The following is an 18,445-nucleotide window of genomic DNA, read 5'->3' as shown; positions in this document are numbered from 1 at the left end:
GTCGCATTCTTGATACCGGACAATCTCATGTCAGTAAGTTCTTTTAACCGACGCTGGGCGACGGTGATCCTTGAAGCCCTGACTCGCCATGGCGTCAGGCATGTGTGTATTGCGCCGGGCTCACGCTCCACACCGCTGACGCTGGCGGCTGCAGAGAACCGGGCATTTATTCACCACACCCATTTTGACGAGCGCGGCCTGGGCCACCTGGCTCTGGGGCTGGCAAAGGTCAGCAAGGAACCGGTGGCGGTGATCGTCACCTCCGGTACTGCTGTGGCAAACCTCTATCCGGCCCTTATCGAAGCCGGGCTGACCGGTGAGAAACTGGTTCTGCTGACAGCCGATCGCCCGCCAGAACTTATTGACTGCGGGGCGAACCAGGCTATTCGTCAGCCGGGCCTCTTTGCCTCGCATCCTTCGCAGACGGTTTCGTTACCCCGACCCACGCAGGACATTCCCGCAAGCTGGCTGGTCTCGACCGTCGATCATGCCATGGAGACGTTGCGCAGCGGGGCGTTACATATTAACTGTCCGTTTGCCGAGCCGTTGTACGGCGAAATGGACGACACCGGTCTTGCCTGGCAGCAGCAGCTTGGGGACTGGTGGGAAAGCGAAAAGCCGTGGCTACGCGAGCAGACACATCTTGAGAGCGCAAAGCAACGTGACTGGTTCTTCTGGCGACAAAAACGCGGCGTGGTTATTGCCGGGCGCATGAGCGCCGCCGAAGGCAGGCAGGTGGCCGAATGGGCACACACCCTTGGCTGGCCACTGATTGGCGACGTGCTGTCCCAGACCGGACAGCCGCTGCCGTGTGCCGATCTCTGGCTCGGGAATGCGAAAGCGGTGACTGAACTGGCGCAGGCGCAGATTGTGGTTCAGCTGGGCGCAAGCCTGACCGGCAAACGGTTACTGCAGTGGCAGGCAACCTGTAGCCCGGAAGAGTACTGGCTGGTGGATCCGCTGGAAGGGCGGCTCGATCCGGCGCACCATCGCGGCCGTCGTCTGGTGAGCGACATTGACGCCTGGCTGGGGCTCCACCCGGCGGAAAAGCGCGCCCCGTGGGCCGTTGAGATCCCGGCGCTGTCGCGTCAGGCGTGGGAGTTGACCCGTGCACAATGCGAAGAGTTTGGTGAAGCGGAGCTGGCGCACCGTATTCACCGGTATCTGCCGGAGCAGGGGCAACTGTTTGTCGGCAACAGCCTGGTGGTGCGTCTGATTGATGCGTTCTCAAAACTGCCTGCGGGCTATCCGGTCTACAGTAACCGGGGAGCCAGCGGCATTGACGGGCTGATCTCTACGGCGGCGGGTGTGCAGCGAGCCAGCGCGAAATCCACGCTGGCGATCGTGGGCGATCTTTCGGCACTGTACGATCTCAATGCGCTGGCGCTGCTGCGGCAGGTGTCGGCGCCGTTTGTGCTGATTGTGGTCAACAATAACGGCGGGCAGATCTTCTCCCTGCTGCCGACACCGCAGAGCGAACGCGAGCGCTTCTATCTGATGCCGCAGAACGTGCAGTTTGAACATGCCGCAGCGATGTTTAACCTGAAATACCACCGCCCGGAAAACTGGGAAGCGCTGGATGCAGCCCTGAGCAGCGCCTGGCGACAGCCCGGTGCAACGCTGATTGAACTGGTCGTCAACGAGGCTGACGGTGCGCAGAAGCTGCAAAGTCTGCTGGCGCAGGTGAGCCACCTGTGATCCTCACAGGCGCGCAACAGGCCGGTAAGCCAGGTTACCCCTGGCTGGTCTTTTTGCATGGATTTTCTGGCGATTGCCGCGAGTGGCAGACGGTCGGCGAGGCGCTCAGCGATTATCCCCGGCTTTATCTCGACCTGCCGGGGCATGGCCGGTCCGCCAGTATGGCCGTCACGGGGTTCAAAGAGATGAGTGACGTGCTTACCCGAACCCTTGTTAGTTACAACATACGTAACTACTGGCTGGTGGGGTACTCCCTTGGCGGCCGCATTGCGATGTTTCATGCCTGCCAGGATCCTGCGGGGCTTTGCGGCATCATCGTGGAAGGCGGACATCCGGGCCTGAAGGGGGTCGCAGCACGAGAGGCAAGAGCAGCATCCGACCATCTGTGGGCGCAGCGTTTTCGCACGCAGCCCCTCTCAAACGTCTTTGCCGACTGGTATCAACAGCCTGTCTTTGCCTCCCTGACGGACAGCCAGCGCAGGGCGCTCATCGCCCTGCGCTGTCGCAACACGGGCACAAACCTGGCGATGATGCTCGAGGCAACCTCGCTCGCCGTGCAACCAGACCTGCGTGCCGCCCTCAGCGCGCGAAATTTCCCTTTTGATTATCTCTATGGCGAACGTGACGAGAAGTTCGCGGCCCTGGCCGCTGAACTGAACGCTGTTCGCCATGTCATTCCAAACGCCGGACACAACGCCCACCGGGAAAATCCCGGGGCGGTTAGCGCGAGTCTGGCTCAGATACTGCGTCGTCGAATAAAGGACACTCTATGATCTATCCTGATGAAAACATGCTCTATGCACCGGTTGAATGGCAAGAATGCTCCGAAGGTTACACCGACATTCGTTACCACAAATCGGCTGACGGTATCGCCAAAATCACCATTAATCGTCCGCAGGTGCGTAACGCCTTCCGTCCCCTGACCGTAAAAGAGATGATTCAGGCCCTGGCGGATGCGCGCTATGACGACAACATCGGCGTTATCGTCCTGACCGGGGAAGGTGAAAAAGCGTTCTGCTCCGGTGGCGATCAGAAAGTACGCGGTGACTACGGCGGATACCAGGACGATGCGGGTACCCATCACCTGAACGTGCTTGATTTCCAGCGTCAAATCCGTACCTGCCCAAAACCCGTGGTGGCCATGGTGGCAGGCTACTCCATCGGCGGCGGCCACGTGCTGCACATGATGTGCGATCTGACCATTGCCGCAGAGAACGCCATCTTCGGTCAGACGGGCCCGAAAGTCGGCTCTTTTGACGGCGGCTGGGGGGCTTCTTACATGGCGCGCATTGTCGGTCAGAAAAAAGCCCGCGAAATCTGGTTCCTGTGCCGTCAGTACAACGCCCAGGAAGCGCTGGATATGGGCCTGGTTAACACCGTGGTGCCGATTGCCGATCTCGAAAAAGAGACCGTTCGCTGGTGTCGCGAAATGCTGCAGAACAGCCCAATGGCGCTGCGCTGCCTGAAAGCGGCCCTGAATGCTGACTGTGACGGTCAGGCGGGGCTGCAGGAGCTGGCGGGTAACGCCACCATGCTGTTCTACATGACCGAAGAGGGTCAGGAAGGACGCAACGCGTTTAACGAAAAACGCCAGCCAGACTTCAGTAAATACAAACGGAACCCGTAATGCGTCGCGCGCAGGTTTACCGCTGGCAGATACCGATGGACGCGGGCGTGGTGCTGCGTGAACGGCGGTTAAAAACCCGTGATGGCTTCTTCGTGCAACTGCAGCAGGGCGAAGGGCAGGGCTGGGGCGAGATTTCGCCTCTGCCGGGCTTTAGCCTGGAGTCGCTGGAGGAGGCGCAGGCTGCGCTGATGGCATGGGTAGAGGAATGGCGTACAGGCCTGAATCCGCCGCTGCCCGATCTCCCTTCCGCCGCGTTTGGCATCAGCTGCGCGCTCGTGGAGCTCGACGGCAGCCTCCCTGATGAGGCCGATTACCGTGCCGCGCCGCTCTGCACGGGCGATCCGGACGAGCTGTTTGCCTTGCTCAGCGCAATGCCCGGCGAGAAAGTGGCGAAAATCAAAGTCGGTCTTTACGAAGCGGTACGCGACGGCATGGTCGCTAACCTCTTGCTGGAGGCGATCCCCGATCTGCGCCTGCGTCTGGATGCCAACCGCGCCTGGACGCCGCTTAAGGCGCAGCAGTTCGCGAAGTACGTCAACCCGGCGTACCGCAGCCGCATCGCTTTTCTGGAAGAGCCGTGCAAAACCCGTGAGGATTCACGCGCTTTTGCCCGAGAAACCGGCATTGCCATCGCCTGGGATGAAAGCCTACGCGAGGCGGACTTTGCCTTTAGCGCCGAGCCTGGCGTCAGCGCCGTGGTCATAAAACCGACGCTAACGGGCAGTCTGGCGAAGGTGCGCGAACAGGTGGCGGCAGCGCATGAGGCAGGGCTGACGGCGGTGATCAGCTCCTCCATCGAATCCAGCCTTGGGCTGACGCAGCTGGCGCGCATTGCCGCCTGGTTAACGCCCGACACCATCCCGGGGCTGGATACGTTAAACCTGATGCAAACCCAGCTCATTCGCCCGTGGCCGGGGAGCACGCTGCCGTGCGCGGGCGTTGAGGCGCTGGAGCCGTTGCAATGAGTTTTAGCGACTGGCCGTGGCGGCACTGGCGCGAGCAGCGTGCTGATAAACCGGCTCTGCGTCTCAACGACGAGGTGCTGAGCTGGCAACAGCTCTGCACCCGCATCGACAATCTGGCTGCAGGGTTTCATCAGCAGGGCGTGGAGGCGGGTGACGGCGTGCTGTTGCTCGCCCATAATCACCCGCAGACCCTGCTGGCATGGCTGGCGCTGCTCCAGTGCGGCGCGCGAATTCTTCCCGTTAATCCCCAGCTACCACATCCGCTGCTGGAGGTGTTGCTTCCGCAGATGACGCTGCGTTTTGCGTTGGTGCTGGACGGTCACTATGACGGGCTCGCCGCGCTTAGCATGCATGCTCCGTCCGGCGAATACAGCGTGGCATGGCAGCCTGAGCGGCTGGCCTCAATGACGCTCACCTCCGGCTCCACCGGGCTGCCGAAAGCGGCTGTTCATACCTGCGGGGCGCATCTTGCCAGCGCTGAGGGCGTCCTCGCGCTGATGCCCTATGGCGAGGATGACGACTGGCTGCTTTCGCTGCCGCTGTTTCATGTCTCCGGGCAGGGGATCTTATGGCGCTGGCTGCAGGCTGGCGCGCGCTTAACCGTACGCGAGAAGCAGCCGCTGGAGCAGGCCTTGCAGGGGTGTACGCATGCCTCGCTGGTGCCAACTCAGCTCTGGCGTCTGCTCAATACCCACCAGCGGATCGCGCTGAAAGCGGTACTGCTGGGCGGGGCCGCCATCCCCGTTGAGTTGACGCAACAGGCGCGCGCGCAGGGTATTTCTACGTTTTGTGGCTATGGCCTGACGGAGTTTGCCTCTACCGTCTGCGCGAAAGAGGCTGACGGTGAGCCGGACGTGGGCAGCGCATTGCCGGGCAGGGAGGTTCAGGTCGTTAACGGTGAAGTGTGGATCAAGGCGCAAAGCATGGCCTCAGGCTACTGGCGCGACGGCGCGTTGCTGCCGCTCACGAATTCAGAGGGCTGGTTTGCCACCCGCGATCGCGGCGAACTGCATGACGGTCGCCTGACGATCCTCGGTCGGATGGACAACCTCTTTTTCAGTGGAGGCGAGGGCATTCAGCCGGAGAGCCTTGAGCGGATTATCGCGACCCATCCGCACATCAGCCAGGTTTTCATTGTTCCGCTGAATGACGCCGAATTCGGTCAGCGTCCGGTAGCGGTGGTGGAGTGTGAACCGGGAACGGATATTACCCATTTGCCGGAATGGGTACAGGGCAAACTGGCGCGATTTGAGCAGCCCGTGCACTGGCTGGTACTGCCTGCGGAGTTAAAAAATGGCGGGATTAAGATCTCCCGCCAGGCGTTAAAACAGTGGGTGAATGCCCAGCTGTCTGGTTAATTAGCCGACATCGGGCTGCGGCTTACGCTGACGACGCAGCAGGCGCAGCACCGGCGGCACGACCACCACCACAATAGCCAGCACCAGCAGGATCTTCGCCACATTGCTATCCCACAGAATGGCGACATCGCCATTGCTGATGGACAGGGCGCGGCGCAGGTTCTGTTCCAGCATCTCACCCAGCACAAAGCCCAGAATCAGCGGCGACATCGGGAAGTGCATTTTACGCAAGATGTAGCCGAACACCCCCAGCACCACCATCAGAATCAGGTCGAAAGTGGTGCTGTGCACCGCATACACCCCTACCGCCGAGACGGCCGCGATTGCGGGTACCAGGAACCACAGCGGAATGGTCAGCATACGGGTGAACAGGCCAATCAGCGGGATGTTCATGACCAGCAACATCACGTTGGCAATCAGCAGTGCCGCAATCAGCCCCCAGACGATATCCGGCTGTTCGGTGAACATCGCCGGTCCTGGCGTGATGTTATAGAGCGTCAGCGCCCCCATCATCACCGCCGTGGTACCGGAGCCGGGTACGCCGAGCGTCAGCATGGGAATAAACGAGCCACAGGCCGAGGCATTGTTGGCCGCTTCGGGTGCGGCGACGCCGCGAATATCGCCTTTACCAAAGCTGTCGCTGTTACCGCTGATTTTTTTCTCCGTCATGTAGGTAATGGCGCTGGCGATGGTCGCCCCGGCGCCCGGCAGAATACCGACGAAGAAACCGATCACCGACGAACGCAGCGTGGCACCGATACACTGCGCGCCCTCTTTGGCGTTAAAGAGCATCCGGCCGGTTTTACGCACCAGCGTCTGCCCGCTGCTGGTATGTTCCAGCATCAGTAAGATCTCAGAGACAGAGAACAGACCAATCACGACCACGATAAACTGCACGCCGTCAGACAGGTGAACGCTGTCGAAGGTAAAGCGATAGACCCCGGTGTTGGCATCCACGCCGACGGTGGCTAACCCTAAGCCAATCAGCGCAGACAAAAACGATTTCAGTGGGTTTTGTGCCATCATGCTGCCGAGACAGGCAATGGCGAAGACCATCAGGGCAAAATATTCTGCCGGGCCAAACGCCAGCGACCACTGGGCCAGCGCAGGCGCAAACAGAATGATGCCGCCAATGGCAATCAGCGAGCCAAAGAACGAACTGACGGCGGAAATAGACAGCGCCACGCCGCCGCGCCCCTGCCGCGCCATCGGGTAACCATCCAGCGCGGTCATAATGGCCGCCGCATCCCCGGGCACGTTGAGCAGTATTGACGAGATTCGGCCGCCATATTCACAGCCGATGTAGACCGTCGCCAGCAGGATCAGCGCTGATTCCGCAGGCAGATGCAGGGCAAACGCCAGCGGGAGCAAAATAGCGACTCCGTTGATAGGCCCAAGTCCAGGCAACAGACCGACGATCGTCCCGACGAAGCAGCCGATCAGGGCGATCACCAGGTTTTCCGGGGTCATCGCCACAGCGAACCCCTGTGAGAGGTAAATCCAGGTATCCATAGCGTGCTCCGTTAATTAAGCCAGGCGCCAAGCGGCAACGTCACATCCAGCAGGCGGTCAAAGGCGTACCACAGGAAAATGCCCATCACCACGCCTGAGATCCCCGCCGCAGGCAGGCTGGCGTTAAACAGCGTGCCGATGACCATCGTCAGGATGGCGGTCGCTACCGGGAAGCCGAGCCATTCAAAGCCCCAGGCATACATCAGCAGCACAATGACCATCACCAGCAGCCGCTGCAAAATGCGCTTAGGCGGCCACTCTACGGTATCCGGGTGGCGTAACAGCATGGCCACCGAGCAAAGCAGCATCAGGCCGACAATGCCCATTGGAAAGGGGCGGGGCCCCACGGGTTCATAGCTGTATTCGCTGTGGATCTGCCAGGCGACGAACATCCCGCCAATACAGAGCAACAACCAGATCCCGGCAAAAATGCGATCGCTCATAGCGCCTCCGGTTATTTGGCCAGGCCAAACGCTTTTGCTTTCTCGCGGTAGTCATTCACCTGTTTTTTGACATACTCGTCCAGCTGCTTGCCGTTCAGGTTGAACTCAAACAGCCCGCGCAGATCGCGCTGCTTTTTAAATTCGTCTGTCTGCTGCAGTTTGTTAAAGGTATCGACCCACCACTGGTATTCGGCATCGGTCACTTTTGGCCCGACAAAGAAGCCGCGGATAATCGGCCAGACGAGGTCATAACCCTGTTCTTTTGCAGTCGGCACGTTTGCCAGCTGTCCCGGCAGACGGTTTTCGGAGAAGACCGCCAGCACGCGGATTTTATCACCGTTCAGGTAGGGCACCATTTCACTGAGGTCACCGGAAACTGCCTGCACGTGGTTGCCCATCAGCGCCGTCACCGGTTCACCGCCGCCCTCAAACGCCACGTAACGCATTTTGTGCGGATCCACTTTCGCCTGCTGCGCCAGCAGGGCGGCTTTCATCCAGTCCTGGCTGCCGATGGAGGCGCCTGCACCAATCACCACGCTGTTAGGGTCTTTTTCCATGGCGGTGAGCAAATCCTTCAGGGATTTCCACGGGGAATCTGCACGCACGGCAATCATGCCGTAGTCGGTACCGACGGTGGCCAGCCAGCGCACGTCATCCACGCCGTAGCGGCCAAACTTGCCCTGAGAGAGGTTAAGCAGCGAGCCGCCGGAGAAGGCCACCACCGTGCCGGCTTCCGCCGGACGTTGCGCGACAATCGCGTTATAGGCCACCGCGCCCACGCCGCCTGGCATGTAGGTCACGCGCATCGGTTTTTCAATGGCCTTCGTCTCCAGCAGGCTGACCTGAATCAGCTTGCAGGTGAGATCGAAACCGCCGCCCGGTTTGGCCGGAGCGATACATTCGGTGCGGGACGGGGCGTCCTGCGCCTGGACAACAGAGGCACTCAACATTAATACGCTTGCAGCAATCGTTGAAAGTAATTGTTTTTTCATCGTTTATCCTCACGCCGGCGATCCGGGGGTACGGGTACGGGTTTTTTTCTGATTATGTGAACCACCTTGTAGCGGTTCCGTTGCGTGATTGTTAAAACAATAACCTTTCATTTCCCTTTCAACGCGACACCAACTTTACAGGATGTGATATGCGTCTCTTACTGGCGGAAGATAATCGTGAGCTGGCTCACTGGCTGGAGAAAGCGCTGGTGCAGGAGGGCTTTGCCGTAGACTGCGTTTCTGACGGGCGCGCGGCCGATCATCTGCTGCAGGGGGAAAACTACGCGGTAGCGATACTGGACATCGGTATGCCCGGTTTTGACGGCCTGGAGGTGGTGCACCGTTTACGTAAACGCGGCCAGACCTTGCCGGTGCTGTTTCTCACCGCACGCAGCAACGTGGCGGATCGGGTGAAAGGCCTGAACGCCGGGGCGGATGATTATCTGCCAAAACCGTTTGAGCTGGAGGAGCTGGACGCCAGGCTTCGCGCCCTGCTGCGCAGAAGCGAGGGGAGAACCCAGGAACGCCAGCGCCTTGGGGAGCTGGAGTATGACGACGACGGTTTTTTCCTGCTGCGCGACGAGCCGCTCTCGCTCACCCCGCGCGAACTGTCGCTGCTGAAGGTGCTGATGCATCGTCGCACCCGCCCCGTTTCCCGGCAGCAGTTGTTCGATCAGGTGTTTAGCCTGAACGACGACGTCAGCCCGGAGAGTCTCGATCTTTACATTCATCGCTTGCGCAAAAAGCTGAGCGGCAGCGGCGTGCGGATCACCACCCTGCGCGGACTGGGCTATGTGCTGGAGTGCGGCGATGAAGTGGGTTAAGCCTCAGTCGCTTTATCTGCAACTGCTGCTTTTTCTCGGCCTGCCGCTGCTGTTGCTGTGGGGATTATCGGCTTTTAACAGTTACGTCAGCGCCCTGCAGGCGGCGACCCAGGCGTACGACCGCACGCTGTTATCTTCGGCGCGTACCGTCTCTGAGCGTCTGGAGGTGCACAACGGCAAGCTGCTGGTTGATGTTCCCTGGGTGGTGCTCGACAGCTTTGAGCTGAACATGAACGATCGTCTCTATTACAAGGTGGTTGACCCGGAGGGGCGGGTGATCTCCGGCTATGACGATCTGCCGAACATGCCCCCCTCCACGTCGCGCACCACGCACTATCCCGCGCTGGCCTGGTTTTATCATACCGAGTATCGCGGCCAGGCGATCCGCGTGGCGAAGCTGCTCCAGCCAATTAACGAAGACAATGTTTCCGGTATGGCGGAGATCTACGTCGCCGAAACCTTGCAGTCGCGGCGCTATCTCGCCACTCAGCTTCTGTTTTCATCGCTCGTTTCGCAGGGGCTGCTGGTGCTGCTGACGTTGGTCTTAACCGCCTGGCTGCTGCGCCGCGTGCTGCGCCCGATGCGTCAGCTCTCTTCGCTGATGGTGCGCCGTGAGCCTGGGCTGCTGGCCCCGCTGCCGGAGCTGCTGCCCTGGTCGGAAACGCGGCTGCTGATCGTGGCTTTTAACCGTTATATCGACAGATTACGCGGCGTGCTTTCCCGCCAGGAGCGCTTCAACGCCGATGCGTCTCATCAGCTCAAAACGCCGCTGGCGGTGCTCAAAACACAGGTTTCCGTTGCCCTGACGCGAAACGATCCGGCCCTGTGGCAGGAGAGTTTACGCGCCATGAACGTGACGCTGGATAACACCATCGTCCTCACCGAACGGCTGCTGCAACTCTCCACGGTGAGGCGCAAAGAGCAGGGGGATCGCCAGTTTGCGCCAGTGGACCTGGTTCAGGTGGTGCAGAACTGCTGTTTCTCCAGACTGGCGCAGGCGCGCAGCAAGGCGATCGATTTGGGTTATGACGGCATTCAGCAACCCGTCTTGATAGACGGTGATGAGGTGCTGCTGGGGGAGCTGTGCGCCAACCTGCTTGAGAACGCGATCAAGTACACCCCGGCAGGAGGCATTGTCACCGTGTTCCTGCACACCGACGCGGGCGGCGTTGAGCTCAGCGTGGAGGATAGCGGGCCCGGCATCGAAGACAGCCAAATTCATCAGGCAGTACTGCCTTTCCATCGGCTCGACAACGTCGGGGACGCCAGCGGATCGGGTATCGGGCTGGCGCTGGCGAGCGATATCGCCCGGCTTCACCGAAGCCACCTGCAGCTTTCCCGCAGTGAGGCACTGGGAGGGCTGAGCGTAAAAATGCGCTTTCTGTTGCTGACGTAAAAAAACCGCGCGTTTCAAATCGTTACAATCTACTTGCCCGCCGCACGCAGAGTGCTTGATCGCCAGGCGTCTCAGGTTAAAATCTCGCGGTTTTTTTGGGACTTTTCTATAAATTGCGCGGGAACACGATAATGAAAAAAGTGGCATTGATGGGCTTAGGCCTGATATTCGTTTCGGCGGCAGCTAACGCCATCAGCTTTAACGGCTCTGCGGGTCAGGATTATACCCACCTGGGCTTTGGCCTGGGTACCGAGACCGCCGGTCTGGCGATGACCGGCGGCTGGACGCATAACGACGACGATGGCGATGCGGCAAGCCTCGGCCTGGGTCTGAATATTCCTCTTGGCCCGTTCCTGGCCACCGTCGGCGGTAAAGGTATCTACACCAACCCGAACGACGGCGACGAAGGGTATGCGGCAGCGGTGGGCGGCGGTCTGCAGTGGAAAATTGGCGACAGCTTCGGCCTGTTTGGTGAGTACTACTACTCGCCGGACTCCCTCTCCAGCGGTATCGACAGCTATGAAGAAGCCAACGCGGGTGCGCGCTGGACCATCATGCGCCCAATTACCATTGAAGCGGGTTATCGTTATCTGAATCTGGCGGGCAAAGACGGCAACCGCGACAACGCGCTGGCTGACGGCCCGTATGTGGGCGTCAGCGCAGGCTTCTAACCCCTCCGGCGCGGCGTCCGTCGCGCCAGTTTCTCTCCTCTCCATGCCGGTGATTGCGCTATAGTGTTTTCACCATATAAGCGGGAGAACACAATGATTAACGTGGAGATGTTATCCACCGGCGACGAAGTGCTGCATGGACAGATTATTGATACCAATGCTGCCTGGCTTGCCGATCTTTTCTTTGAGCAAGGATTACCGTTAACGCGCCGCAATACCGTAGGCGACAGTCTTGAGTCGCTGGTGACCGTTCTGCGCGAGCGTAGCGAACACTGCGACGTGCTGATTGTGAACGGTGGGCTCGGCCCTACCAGCGACGATCTCAGCGCGCTGGCTGCCGCGACCGCCAAAGGCGAAGGGCTGGTGTTGCACGAGGAGTGGCTGGCCCACATGGAGCGTTTCTTCTCCGAACGTGGCCGCGTGATGGCCCCCAGCAACCGCAAACAGGCTGAAATCCCGGCCAGCGCCGAACTGGTCGATAACCCGGTGGGTACCGCCTGCGGTTTCGCCGTTCAACTGAACCGCTGCCTGATGTTCTTCACGCCGGGTGTCCCGTCTGAATTTAAAGTGATGGTCGAACAGCAGATCCTGCCGCGCCTTCGTCAACGTTTTACCCTGCCTGAACCGCCAGTCTGCCTGCGCCTGACCACCTTTGGCCGTTCGGAAAGCGATCTGGCGCAGAGCCTCGATCACCTGCCGCTGCCGCCTGGGGTATCCATGGGCTATCGCTCTTCCATGCCGATCATTGAACTCAAGCTCACCGGGCCTGCCACGCAGAAAGCGGCGATGCTGGCGCTCTGGCCGGAAGTGCAGCGCGTGGCGGGCGAAAGTCTGATTTTCGAGGGCACGGAAGGGCTACCGGCGCAGATTGCGAAGCATCTGCAGTCGCGCCAGCTGAGCGTCACCCTCAGCGAGCAGTTCACCGGCGGCCTGCTGGCGCTGCAACTGTCGCGCGTTAATGCTCCGCTGCTGGCCAGCGAGGTGGTGCCGTTCCAGCAGGAGACGCTGGCGCAGACGGCGCACTGGGCGTCAGAACGCCGGGTCAACCATTTTGCCGGGCTGGCGCTGTTTGTCGGGGGGATGGATGAGGAATATCTCAACTTTGCGCTGGCTACGCCGGAAGGGACGCATGCCTTAAGAGTCAAAATGAGTATCACCCGCCACAGCCTGGCGGTGCGTCAGGACGTCTGCGCCATGATGGCGCTGAACATGCTGCGTCGCTGGCTGGCAGGTAAAGAGGTGGCCAGCGAGCACGGCTGGATCAACGTGGTGGAATCGCTGTTCGTTGAGTGACCGGTTTGCCGGGGCGGCGGCCCCGGCGATACCTAACCCAGGGCCTTCGCCAGCAACGTGATCGGATGCTCGCAGCGCTTGCTGGTGGACATCTCTATCTGCCATTTGCAGGTTTCGCAGTCGGTCACCACGATATCCGCGCCGCTCTCCTCAATCTGGCGGAACAGCGGCGCGCCAATTGCCTGTGATGTTTCGTAATTTTCACGCTTAAAGCCGTACGTCCCCGCAATGCCGCAGCAGCGCGAATCCAGCACCGTCAGCTCCAGCCCCGGAATTAACCGCAACAGTTCCAGCGTGTAAAGCGCCCAGCCCATTTTTTCCATATGGCACGGCGTGTGGTAGACCACTTTCAGGGGTAAATTTTTCAGCGGTAGCGTCTGCCCGCTGTCCAGCTTGCGCCACAGGAAACGGGTTGCCAGCTCGATATGTTCGCGCAGGCCGGTATTGTCCACGTCCAGCAGGTGCGGATACTCGTCGCGCAGCGTGAAGGTACAGGTCGAGGAAGTGGCCAGCACCGGAATGCCTTTATCGACGATGGCCTCGCGCAGCGACGAGACGTTGCTTCTGGCCTGTTTGCGCGCTTTATCGGTAAACCCGTTGGCGATCAGCGGCACGCCGCAGCATTTCTCCTTGTTCAGTAACTGCATGCCTGTACCCATGGCGTTCAGCACTTTCAGCAGATCTTTACCCAGTTGCGGATGGTTGTAGTTCACGTAGCAGCCATGGAAGAACGCGACCTGGTCGGCATACCGCGCCTGGTCTGCCGCTACGGATTTGTACCAGCGGCGGAAAGTGCCGTGGGAATATTTGGGCAGACTGCGGTGATGGTCGATCTTAAGCGTGGCATCCAGCAGCTGGCGCACCGGTTTCAGCGAGGTCGCGGCGTTCACCAGCGGGGCAAATGGCGTAGAGACGCTGCCCATCAGATCGGTATGGCTAAGAATGGCATCGCGCAGCGACGGTTTTTGCGTGCTATAGCGTGCCCGGGCGCGCTGAATAATGTCGCCGATTTTCACATCCGACGGACAGGCGACTTCACAACGTTTGCAGTTGATGCAGTATTTCAGCGCGTCATCGTACAGCGCGCCGTCCTTCAGACGCAGGCGCTCGCCGTCCGGCCCGGCCTGTTTCGGACCGGGATAGCGCGGGTTAACGCCGCTGACCGGGCAGACGGTGGTGCAGACCGTGCATTTGATGCAGCTTTCAAAGCGGGTATCGTTCATTGTTCAGCCTCCGTGCGCTGGCAAATCTGCTCTGCCACATAGAGCGCCGTTATGGCGCAGACGCCGCAGCCGCAGCCCTGGGCGATAGGATCGTATCCGCCCAAAAGCGAGCCGATGGCGTAGAGATTCGGTACTGACTTTCCTGAAAGTTGCGGATGCAGCTGGTTATCCACGATTACGCCGAACTGCTGCCACGGCTGCGGTGCAAAGAAATCGCTCTGATACCAGTCCGCGCGAGAGGCGCTCTGGCGGACGTCCAGCCCCATAATCGCCTCGCGAATGCCGTCCCGGCTGCTCAGCAGACCGTTACTGAAGAAACTGCCGCTTGCCAGCACCGCGTAACGCGTACGAAGCGGAATATCGTCGTGGTTGCGGGTCCAGATTTCGCTCACCGAGCCGTCAGTCAGGGTGATTTTTTTCACTTCATCACCCCCCATCCACACGCCTCCCTGGGCCACAAACTGGCGCTGAAGCTGGGTATGCAGGCGAATGCCGGGCACCGACGGAGGAAGCGTTGGCAGCAGGCCGAGCGAGCAGGGCAGGCGGTCGGACAGCCAGCGCCACAGCCGGTTGTCCTGTAAGCCAAAGCAGGCGGGCATAAACAGCGCATCGCATCCCTCTGCAAGCGGTTTGAGCGCCTCATACAGCAGCGGCCATTTCTCTTCGTTATCGAGCAAACGGGCAATATTCACCGCGCGGAACTCGCTGGGGTTGTCGCGCAGGACATCCAGCTCAGGAAGGTCAATCTCTGCCGTTTCAGCGTTGACCCCCTGGCGACTGAGCGAGGCCGCTGCGAGATGGGGCTGAAAATCCAGAAAACCGCTAATGCCCACCACCCGCACGCGCGTGGCCTTGAACGGGGCAACGGGCACCTCCTCCGGGCTGAGCCAGGCGGAACGCAGGGTGCCAAGCGGCGTGACGCGCGCGTGATTTTGCCTGGCACTCCCCTGCATACGTGCGCCGCAATCAGCCAGCAGCGCTTCGGTCTCCAGGGCAAAGCGGTCAATGTGCTGCGCGCCAGTCAGGTGATAAGGATGTTCTGCCGGCAGTTTTTCGCGGTACGTTTCGTCCACCAGATCCAGCGAGCCCGACGAGAAGTGCAGGGCGCTCTGGCCCCGGGTGATAATGGCGCAGCGCAGTCCCTGCTTCGTGAGTTTGATGCCACAGAGCAGACCCGCCAGCCCGCCGCCGACGATCACCGTATCAAATTTCATCGCGTTGCTCCTTCTCAAGACCGCAAAGCCCCTGGTACACCCAGCGGGTAAATTCGCTTTCACGCAGGGCATCGCCCCAGGCGACAGGCTGAATGCCTTTCCAGCGCTCGTTCAGAAAATCGCTGAGCTGATCGAGCGACTGGGTGGCGGTGGTGGTATGAAAACGCTGCAGCAGCCCGGCGGCACGGCAGGCACACAGCTCCCCCTGACAGGTGCCCATCCCGACGCGGGTGCGGCGGCGGAGATCGAGCAGGCTATTCACCGTCAGATTCTCCACCGCGTATTGCACTTCCCCGGCGGTAACGGCCTCGCACTCGCATACCAGACTGCGGCTCAGCCGTCCTTCACCCAGCCAGACCGGTGTTCTGTCGCCATGGCGATAGACAGCCGAACCACGCAGGGGGGCAGGCAGGGAGATAATTTTTTGCAGCGTTTTGTCGGTGGACTGGCGCGAGCCGGGCAGGGGCTGTTCTGCGGTCACGCACGGTTCGCTATTGCCCAGTTTGCGGCAGACAGCATCCGTCGCCCATTCGGCCATCAGGCGGTAGGTCATCAATTTACCGCCGGTGATGGTGATGAAGCCGTCCAGCCCGTCGCGCTCGGCATGGTCAAGCAGCACAATGCCACGGCTGACATTGCGTCCGCTCGGGTCGTTATCGCTGGCGACAAGCGGACGCACACCCGCGTAGGCGCGCAGGATGCGGGTCTGGGCCATCGCCGGCGCCAGTTTTTCTCCTTCGCGCAGCAGGATGTCGACCTCTTCTGCGGTGACCCGATTGTAGTCAATCTCGCTGTAGTCAACGTGGGTGGAGGTGGTCCCGATTAACGAAATGGTATCGCCGGGGACAAGGATGTCTGCGTCAGACGGTTTACGGCAGCGGTTGATGACATGGTTATTAATGCGGTGGTCGAGGATCAGCAGCGAGCCTTTGGCCGGGAACATGCGCACAGATAAATCGGCGTATTCTGCGATGCGTTGCCCCCAGATCCCCGCCGCGTTGACCACCACAGCGGCATACAGCTCGCTGTGTTCGTTGTACTGCGTATCCAGGACCCGCACGCCCACGATGCGATGCCCCTCACGGATAAGCCCGGTGACCTGATGGCCGGTCAGGATCCGCGCGCTGTGCTCGCGGGCGTCCAGCATGTTGGCCGCCGTCAGACGAAACGGATCCACGGTGCCGTCCGGGACTTTTACTGCACCCGTCAGTGCCGGATTAACCGAAGGTTCGATGCGGCGTGCAAGGGCCGGGTCAATGGCTTGTGCCTGAATTCCCGCGGCCTGGCAGGCGGTAATGAAAGTTGACTGAAAGGCGAGATCGTCTTCGGGAAGCGTAATAAACAGGCCGTCGGTCGGTTCAATACAGTGGCGGGCGATACGTCGCAGGATCTGATTTTCGGCGATACATTCGCGTGCCGATTCGCCGTCGGTAACGGCGTAGCGGGCGCCGCTGTGCAGCAGGCCATGATTGCGTCCGGTAGCGCCGGTCGCAATATCATGGCGCTCCAGGAGCGTGACGCTCAGCCCTCTGAGCGCACAGTCGCGTGCGATGCCAGCGCCGGTCGCGCCCCCGCCAATGATAATCACATCGCTGTAGCGTGGATCGTGAATTGTCATTGTCATCCCTCTGTGTTCGTTTTTTATCATTTAGCCACATTAAAACTGTGGTTTGTTTGATTTCGAACACAAACGAGCGAAATTCGAAAGTGAAACGTGATTCCATGCGCTTTTTTGCGCATGTTGTCATATTTCTGTAACAATCTGTGCGTTGATTCACAGTAACAATCACCGTGATTTCTTAACATCCCCGCCTTGCTGGAGTTTGGGGCAGTTAAACCCCTGTAAATTCAATACATGGCCACGGAGGCTGTCATGCTCAGTATCTTTAAACCTGCGCCGCACCGGGCGCGTCTGCCTGAGGCAGAAATAGATCCGCTTTACCGCCGCCTGCGCTGGCAAATCTTCCTGGGGATCTTCTTCGGGTATGCGGCGTATTACCTTGTGCGTAAAAACTTTGCCCTCGCCATGCCTTATCTGGTTGAGCAGGGCTTTTCACGTGGCGATCTCGGGTTCGCGTTGTCGGGGATCTCCATCGCCTACGGCTTTTCGAAATTCATCATGGGATCGGTGTCGGATCGCTCGAATCCGCGCGTGTTCCTGCCAGCCGGTCTGATCCTGGCGGCGGCGGTGATGCTGTTTATGGGCTTTGTGCCATGGGCAACGTCCAGCATCGCCATTATGTTTGTGCTGTTGTTCCTGTGCGGCTGGTTCCAGGGGATGGGATGGCCGCCATGCGGGCGTACCATGGTGCACTGGTGGTCGCAAAAGGAGCGTGGCGGCATCGTATCGGTGTGGAACTGCGCGCATAACGTGGGTGGTGGCATTCCGCCTCTGCTGTTCCTGCTGGGGATGGCCTGGTTTAACGACTGGCACGCTGCGCTCTATATGCCTGCCTTTGGCGCCATTCTGGTGGCGATTATCGCCTTTGCGCTGATGCGCGATACACCGCAGTCCTGCGGCCTGCCGCCGATTGAGGAGTACAAAAACGACTATCCGGATGATTACAGCGAGAAGCACGAAGAAGAGCTGACGGCAAAGCAGATCTTCATGAAGTACGTGTTGCCAAACAAACTGCTGTGGTACATCGCGGTTGCGAACGTGTTTGTTTACCTGCTGCGCTACGGCATCCTCGACTGGTCACCGACCTACCTGAAAGAGGTGAAGCATTTCGCGCTGGATAAATCCTCCTGGGCCTACTTCCTGTACGAATACGCGGGGATCCCGGGGACGCTGATTTGCGGCTGGATGTCGGACAAAGTATTTAAGGGCAACCGTGGCGCAACGGGCGTCTTCTTTATGACGCTCGTGACCATTGCCACCGTCGTCTACTGGCTCAACCCGCCGGGTAACCCGGGCGTGGATATGACCTGTATGATCGTCATCGGCTTCCTGATTTATGGTCCTGTTATGCTGATCGGTCTGCATGCGCTGGAACTGGCACCGAAAAAAGCAGCCGGTACGGCGGCAGGCTTTACCGGTCTGTTTGGCTACCTGGGCGGTTCGGTCGCGGCGAGCGCCATCGTGGGCTATACCGTTGACTTCTTCGGCTGGGATGGCGGCTTTATGGTGATGATCGGCGGCAGCGTGCTGGCGGTACTGCTGCTGATTGTTGTGATGATCGGTGAAAAACGTCACCACGCGGACGTGCTGGCGCGTCGTCAATAAGGA

The 18,445-nt window shown here is 60.0% G+C and carries 16 protein-coding genes; 10 read left to right on the top strand and 6 right to left on the bottom strand.

Annotation, left to right across the window (positions count from 1 at the left end):
* Positions 1-27 precede the first annotated feature (27 nt).
* Genes menD through menE form a run of 5 tightly spaced genes read left to right on the top strand, consistent with a single transcriptional unit; the run spans position 28 to position 5,648 of the window.
* Positions 28-1,698, top strand: coding sequence for a 2-succinyl-5-enolpyruvyl-6-hydroxy-3-cyclohexene-1-carboxylic-acid synthase (menD, locus tag ACMWKA_RS03795; protein ID WP_414760007.1), 1,671 nt, complete (start codon positions 28-30; stop codon positions 1,696-1,698).
* A complete protein-coding gene (gene menH, locus ACMWKA_RS03790) occupies positions 1,695-2,471 on the top strand; it encodes a 2-succinyl-6-hydroxy-2,4-cyclohexadiene-1-carboxylate synthase (RefSeq protein ID WP_414760006.1) in 777 nt (258 codons plus the stop codon). The genes menD and menH overlap by 4 nt, the downstream gene beginning before the upstream one ends.
* Positions 2,468-3,325 carry a 1,4-dihydroxy-2-naphthoyl-CoA synthase gene (gene menB / locus ACMWKA_RS03785; protein WP_414760005.1) on the top strand — a complete coding sequence of 286 codons (858 nt, stop codon included), beginning with the start codon at positions 2,468-2,470 and terminating at the stop codon, positions 3,323-3,325. Before menH ends, menB begins: the two co-directional genes overlap by 4 nt.
* Positions 3,325-4,290 (top strand): o-succinylbenzoate synthase, encoded by a 966-nt coding sequence (gene menC / locus ACMWKA_RS03780; RefSeq protein WP_414760004.1) that lies wholly within the window; start codon positions 3,325-3,327, stop codon positions 4,288-4,290. Before menB ends, menC begins: the two co-directional genes overlap by 1 nt.
* Positions 4,287-5,648 (top strand): o-succinylbenzoate--CoA ligase, encoded by a 1,362-nt coding sequence (menE, locus tag ACMWKA_RS03775; RefSeq protein ID WP_414760003.1) that lies wholly within the window; start codon positions 4,287-4,289, stop codon positions 5,646-5,648. The genes menC and menE overlap by 4 nt, the downstream gene beginning before the upstream one ends.
* On the opposite strand, the gene ACMWKA_RS03770 is transcribed toward menE, so the two are convergent.
* Genes ACMWKA_RS03770 through ACMWKA_RS03760 form a run of 3 tightly spaced genes read right to left on the bottom strand, consistent with a single transcriptional unit; the run spans position 5,649 to position 8,595 of the window.
* On the bottom strand, positions 5,649-7,160 hold the full coding sequence (locus tag ACMWKA_RS03770; RefSeq protein ID WP_097534509.1) for a tripartite tricarboxylate transporter permease: 1,512 nt from the start codon (positions 7,158-7,160) through the stop codon (positions 5,649-5,651).
* An 11-nt stretch (positions 7,161-7,171) separates the two neighbouring features.
* A complete protein-coding gene (locus ACMWKA_RS03765; RefSeq protein WP_013098089.1) occupies positions 7,172-7,603 on the bottom strand; it encodes a tripartite tricarboxylate transporter TctB family protein in 432 nt (143 codons plus the stop codon).
* An 11-nt stretch (positions 7,604-7,614) separates the two neighbouring features.
* Positions 7,615-8,595 carry a Bug family tripartite tricarboxylate transporter substrate binding protein gene (locus tag ACMWKA_RS03760; RefSeq protein WP_029881726.1) on the bottom strand — a complete coding sequence of 327 codons (981 nt, stop codon included), beginning with the start codon at positions 8,593-8,595 and terminating at the stop codon, positions 7,615-7,617.
* 149 nt (positions 8,596-8,744) lie between these two features.
* Here ACMWKA_RS03760 and tctD point away from each other — a divergent pair, with 149 nt between their 5' ends.
* The 4 genes from tctD to ACMWKA_RS03740 all read left to right on the top strand — a co-directional run bounded on the left by tctD (position 8,745) and on the right by ACMWKA_RS03740 (position 12,779).
* Positions 8,745-9,419 carry a transcriptional regulator TctD gene (tctD, locus tag ACMWKA_RS03755; protein ID WP_013098025.1) on the top strand — a complete coding sequence of 225 codons (675 nt, stop codon included), beginning with the start codon at positions 8,745-8,747 and terminating at the stop codon, positions 9,417-9,419.
* Entirely contained in the window at positions 9,406-10,815 is a 1,410-nt protein-coding gene (locus ACMWKA_RS03750) for a sensor histidine kinase (protein WP_414760002.1), read from the top strand. The genes tctD and ACMWKA_RS03750 overlap by 14 nt, the downstream gene beginning before the upstream one ends.
* A 131-nt stretch (positions 10,816-10,946) precedes the next feature.
* Positions 10,947-11,486 (top strand): YfaZ family outer membrane protein, encoded by a 540-nt coding sequence (locus ACMWKA_RS03745; protein WP_013098023.1) that lies wholly within the window; start codon positions 10,947-10,949, stop codon positions 11,484-11,486.
* A gap of 93 nt (positions 11,487-11,579) precedes the next feature.
* Complete coding sequence (locus ACMWKA_RS03740; RefSeq protein WP_058678191.1) at positions 11,580-12,779, top strand: nicotinamide mononucleotide deamidase-related protein YfaY; 1,200 nt, start codon at positions 11,580-11,582, stop codon at positions 12,777-12,779.
* Positions 12,780-12,811: 32 nt separating this feature from the next.
* Here the strand turns inward: ACMWKA_RS03740 and glpC are convergent, their stop codons facing one another.
* From glpC to glpA, 3 genes are read right to left on the bottom strand one after another with little or no spacing between them, the layout of a single operon-like run.
* A complete protein-coding gene (glpC, locus tag ACMWKA_RS03735) occupies positions 12,812-14,002 on the bottom strand; it encodes an anaerobic glycerol-3-phosphate dehydrogenase subunit GlpC (protein ID WP_038420244.1) in 1,191 nt (396 codons plus the stop codon).
* Complete coding sequence (gene glpB / locus ACMWKA_RS03730) at positions 13,999-15,216, bottom strand: glycerol-3-phosphate dehydrogenase subunit GlpB (RefSeq protein ID WP_414760001.1); 1,218 nt, start codon at positions 15,214-15,216, stop codon at positions 13,999-14,001. Before glpB ends, glpC begins: the two co-directional genes overlap by 4 nt.
* On the bottom strand, positions 15,206-16,834 hold the full coding sequence (gene glpA / locus ACMWKA_RS03725; RefSeq protein WP_414760000.1) for an anaerobic glycerol-3-phosphate dehydrogenase subunit A: 1,629 nt from the start codon (positions 16,832-16,834) through the stop codon (positions 15,206-15,208). The genes glpB and glpA overlap by 11 nt, the downstream gene beginning before the upstream one ends.
* Before the next feature lie 255 nt (positions 16,835-17,089).
* Between glpA and glpT the strand changes: the two genes are divergently transcribed.
* Entirely contained in the window at positions 17,090-18,442 is a 1,353-nt protein-coding gene (glpT, locus tag ACMWKA_RS03720) for a glycerol-3-phosphate transporter (RefSeq protein WP_013098018.1), read from the top strand.
* Positions 18,443-18,445: the final 3 nt, after the last annotated feature.

It is taken from the genome of Enterobacter sp. 03-F-07-AD-ECC (assembly GCF_047530935.1).
Classification (GTDB): Bacteria; Pseudomonadota; Gammaproteobacteria; order Enterobacterales; family Enterobacteriaceae; genus Enterobacter; species Enterobacter cloacae.
Note: the sequence above shows the minus strand (reverse complement) of the source record. Positions and strands in the feature narration are given on the sequence as shown.

Bases quoted from the DNA above. Each gene is read 5' to 3' on its own strand.
- glpC (WP_038420244.1), bottom strand. From the start codon at position 14,002: ATGAACGATACCCGCTTTGAAAGCTGCATCAAATGCACGGTCTGCACC.
- ACMWKA_RS03750 (WP_414760002.1), top strand. From the start codon at position 9,406: ATGAAGTGGGTTAAGCCTCAGTCGCTTTATCTGCAACTGCTGCTTTTT.
- glpT (WP_013098018.1), top strand. From the start codon at position 17,090: ATGCTCAGTATCTTTAAACCTGCGCCGCACCGGGCGCGTCTGCCTGAG.
- ACMWKA_RS03740 (WP_058678191.1), top strand. From the start codon at position 11,580: ATGATTAACGTGGAGATGTTATCCACCGGCGACGAAGTGCTGCATGGA.
- menD (WP_414760007.1), top strand. From the start codon at position 28: ATGTCAGTAAGTTCTTTTAACCGACGCTGGGCGACGGTGATCCTTGAA.
- glpA (WP_414760000.1), bottom strand. From the start codon at position 16,834: ATGACAATTCACGATCCACGCTACAGCGATGTGATTATCATTGGCGGG.
- menC (WP_414760004.1), top strand. From the start codon at position 3,325: ATGCGTCGCGCGCAGGTTTACCGCTGGCAGATACCGATGGACGCGGGC.
- ACMWKA_RS03760 (WP_029881726.1), bottom strand. From the start codon at position 8,595: ATGAAAAAACAATTACTTTCAACGATTGCTGCAAGCGTATTAATGTTG.
- menB (WP_414760005.1), top strand. From the start codon at position 2,468: ATGATCTATCCTGATGAAAACATGCTCTATGCACCGGTTGAATGGCAA.
- ACMWKA_RS03770 (WP_097534509.1), bottom strand. From the start codon at position 7,160: ATGGATACCTGGATTTACCTCTCACAGGGGTTCGCTGTGGCGATGACC.
- ACMWKA_RS03745 (WP_013098023.1), top strand. From the start codon at position 10,947: ATGAAAAAAGTGGCATTGATGGGCTTAGGCCTGATATTCGTTTCGGCG.
- tctD (WP_013098025.1), top strand. From the start codon at position 8,745: ATGCGTCTCTTACTGGCGGAAGATAATCGTGAGCTGGCTCACTGGCTG.
- glpB (WP_414760001.1), bottom strand. From the start codon at position 15,216: ATGAAATTTGATACGGTGATCGTCGGCGGCGGGCTGGCGGGTCTGCTC.
- menE (WP_414760003.1), top strand. From the start codon at position 4,287: ATGAGTTTTAGCGACTGGCCGTGGCGGCACTGGCGCGAGCAGCGTGCT.
- ACMWKA_RS03765 (WP_013098089.1), bottom strand. From the start codon at position 7,603: ATGAGCGATCGCATTTTTGCCGGGATCTGGTTGTTGCTCTGTATTGGC.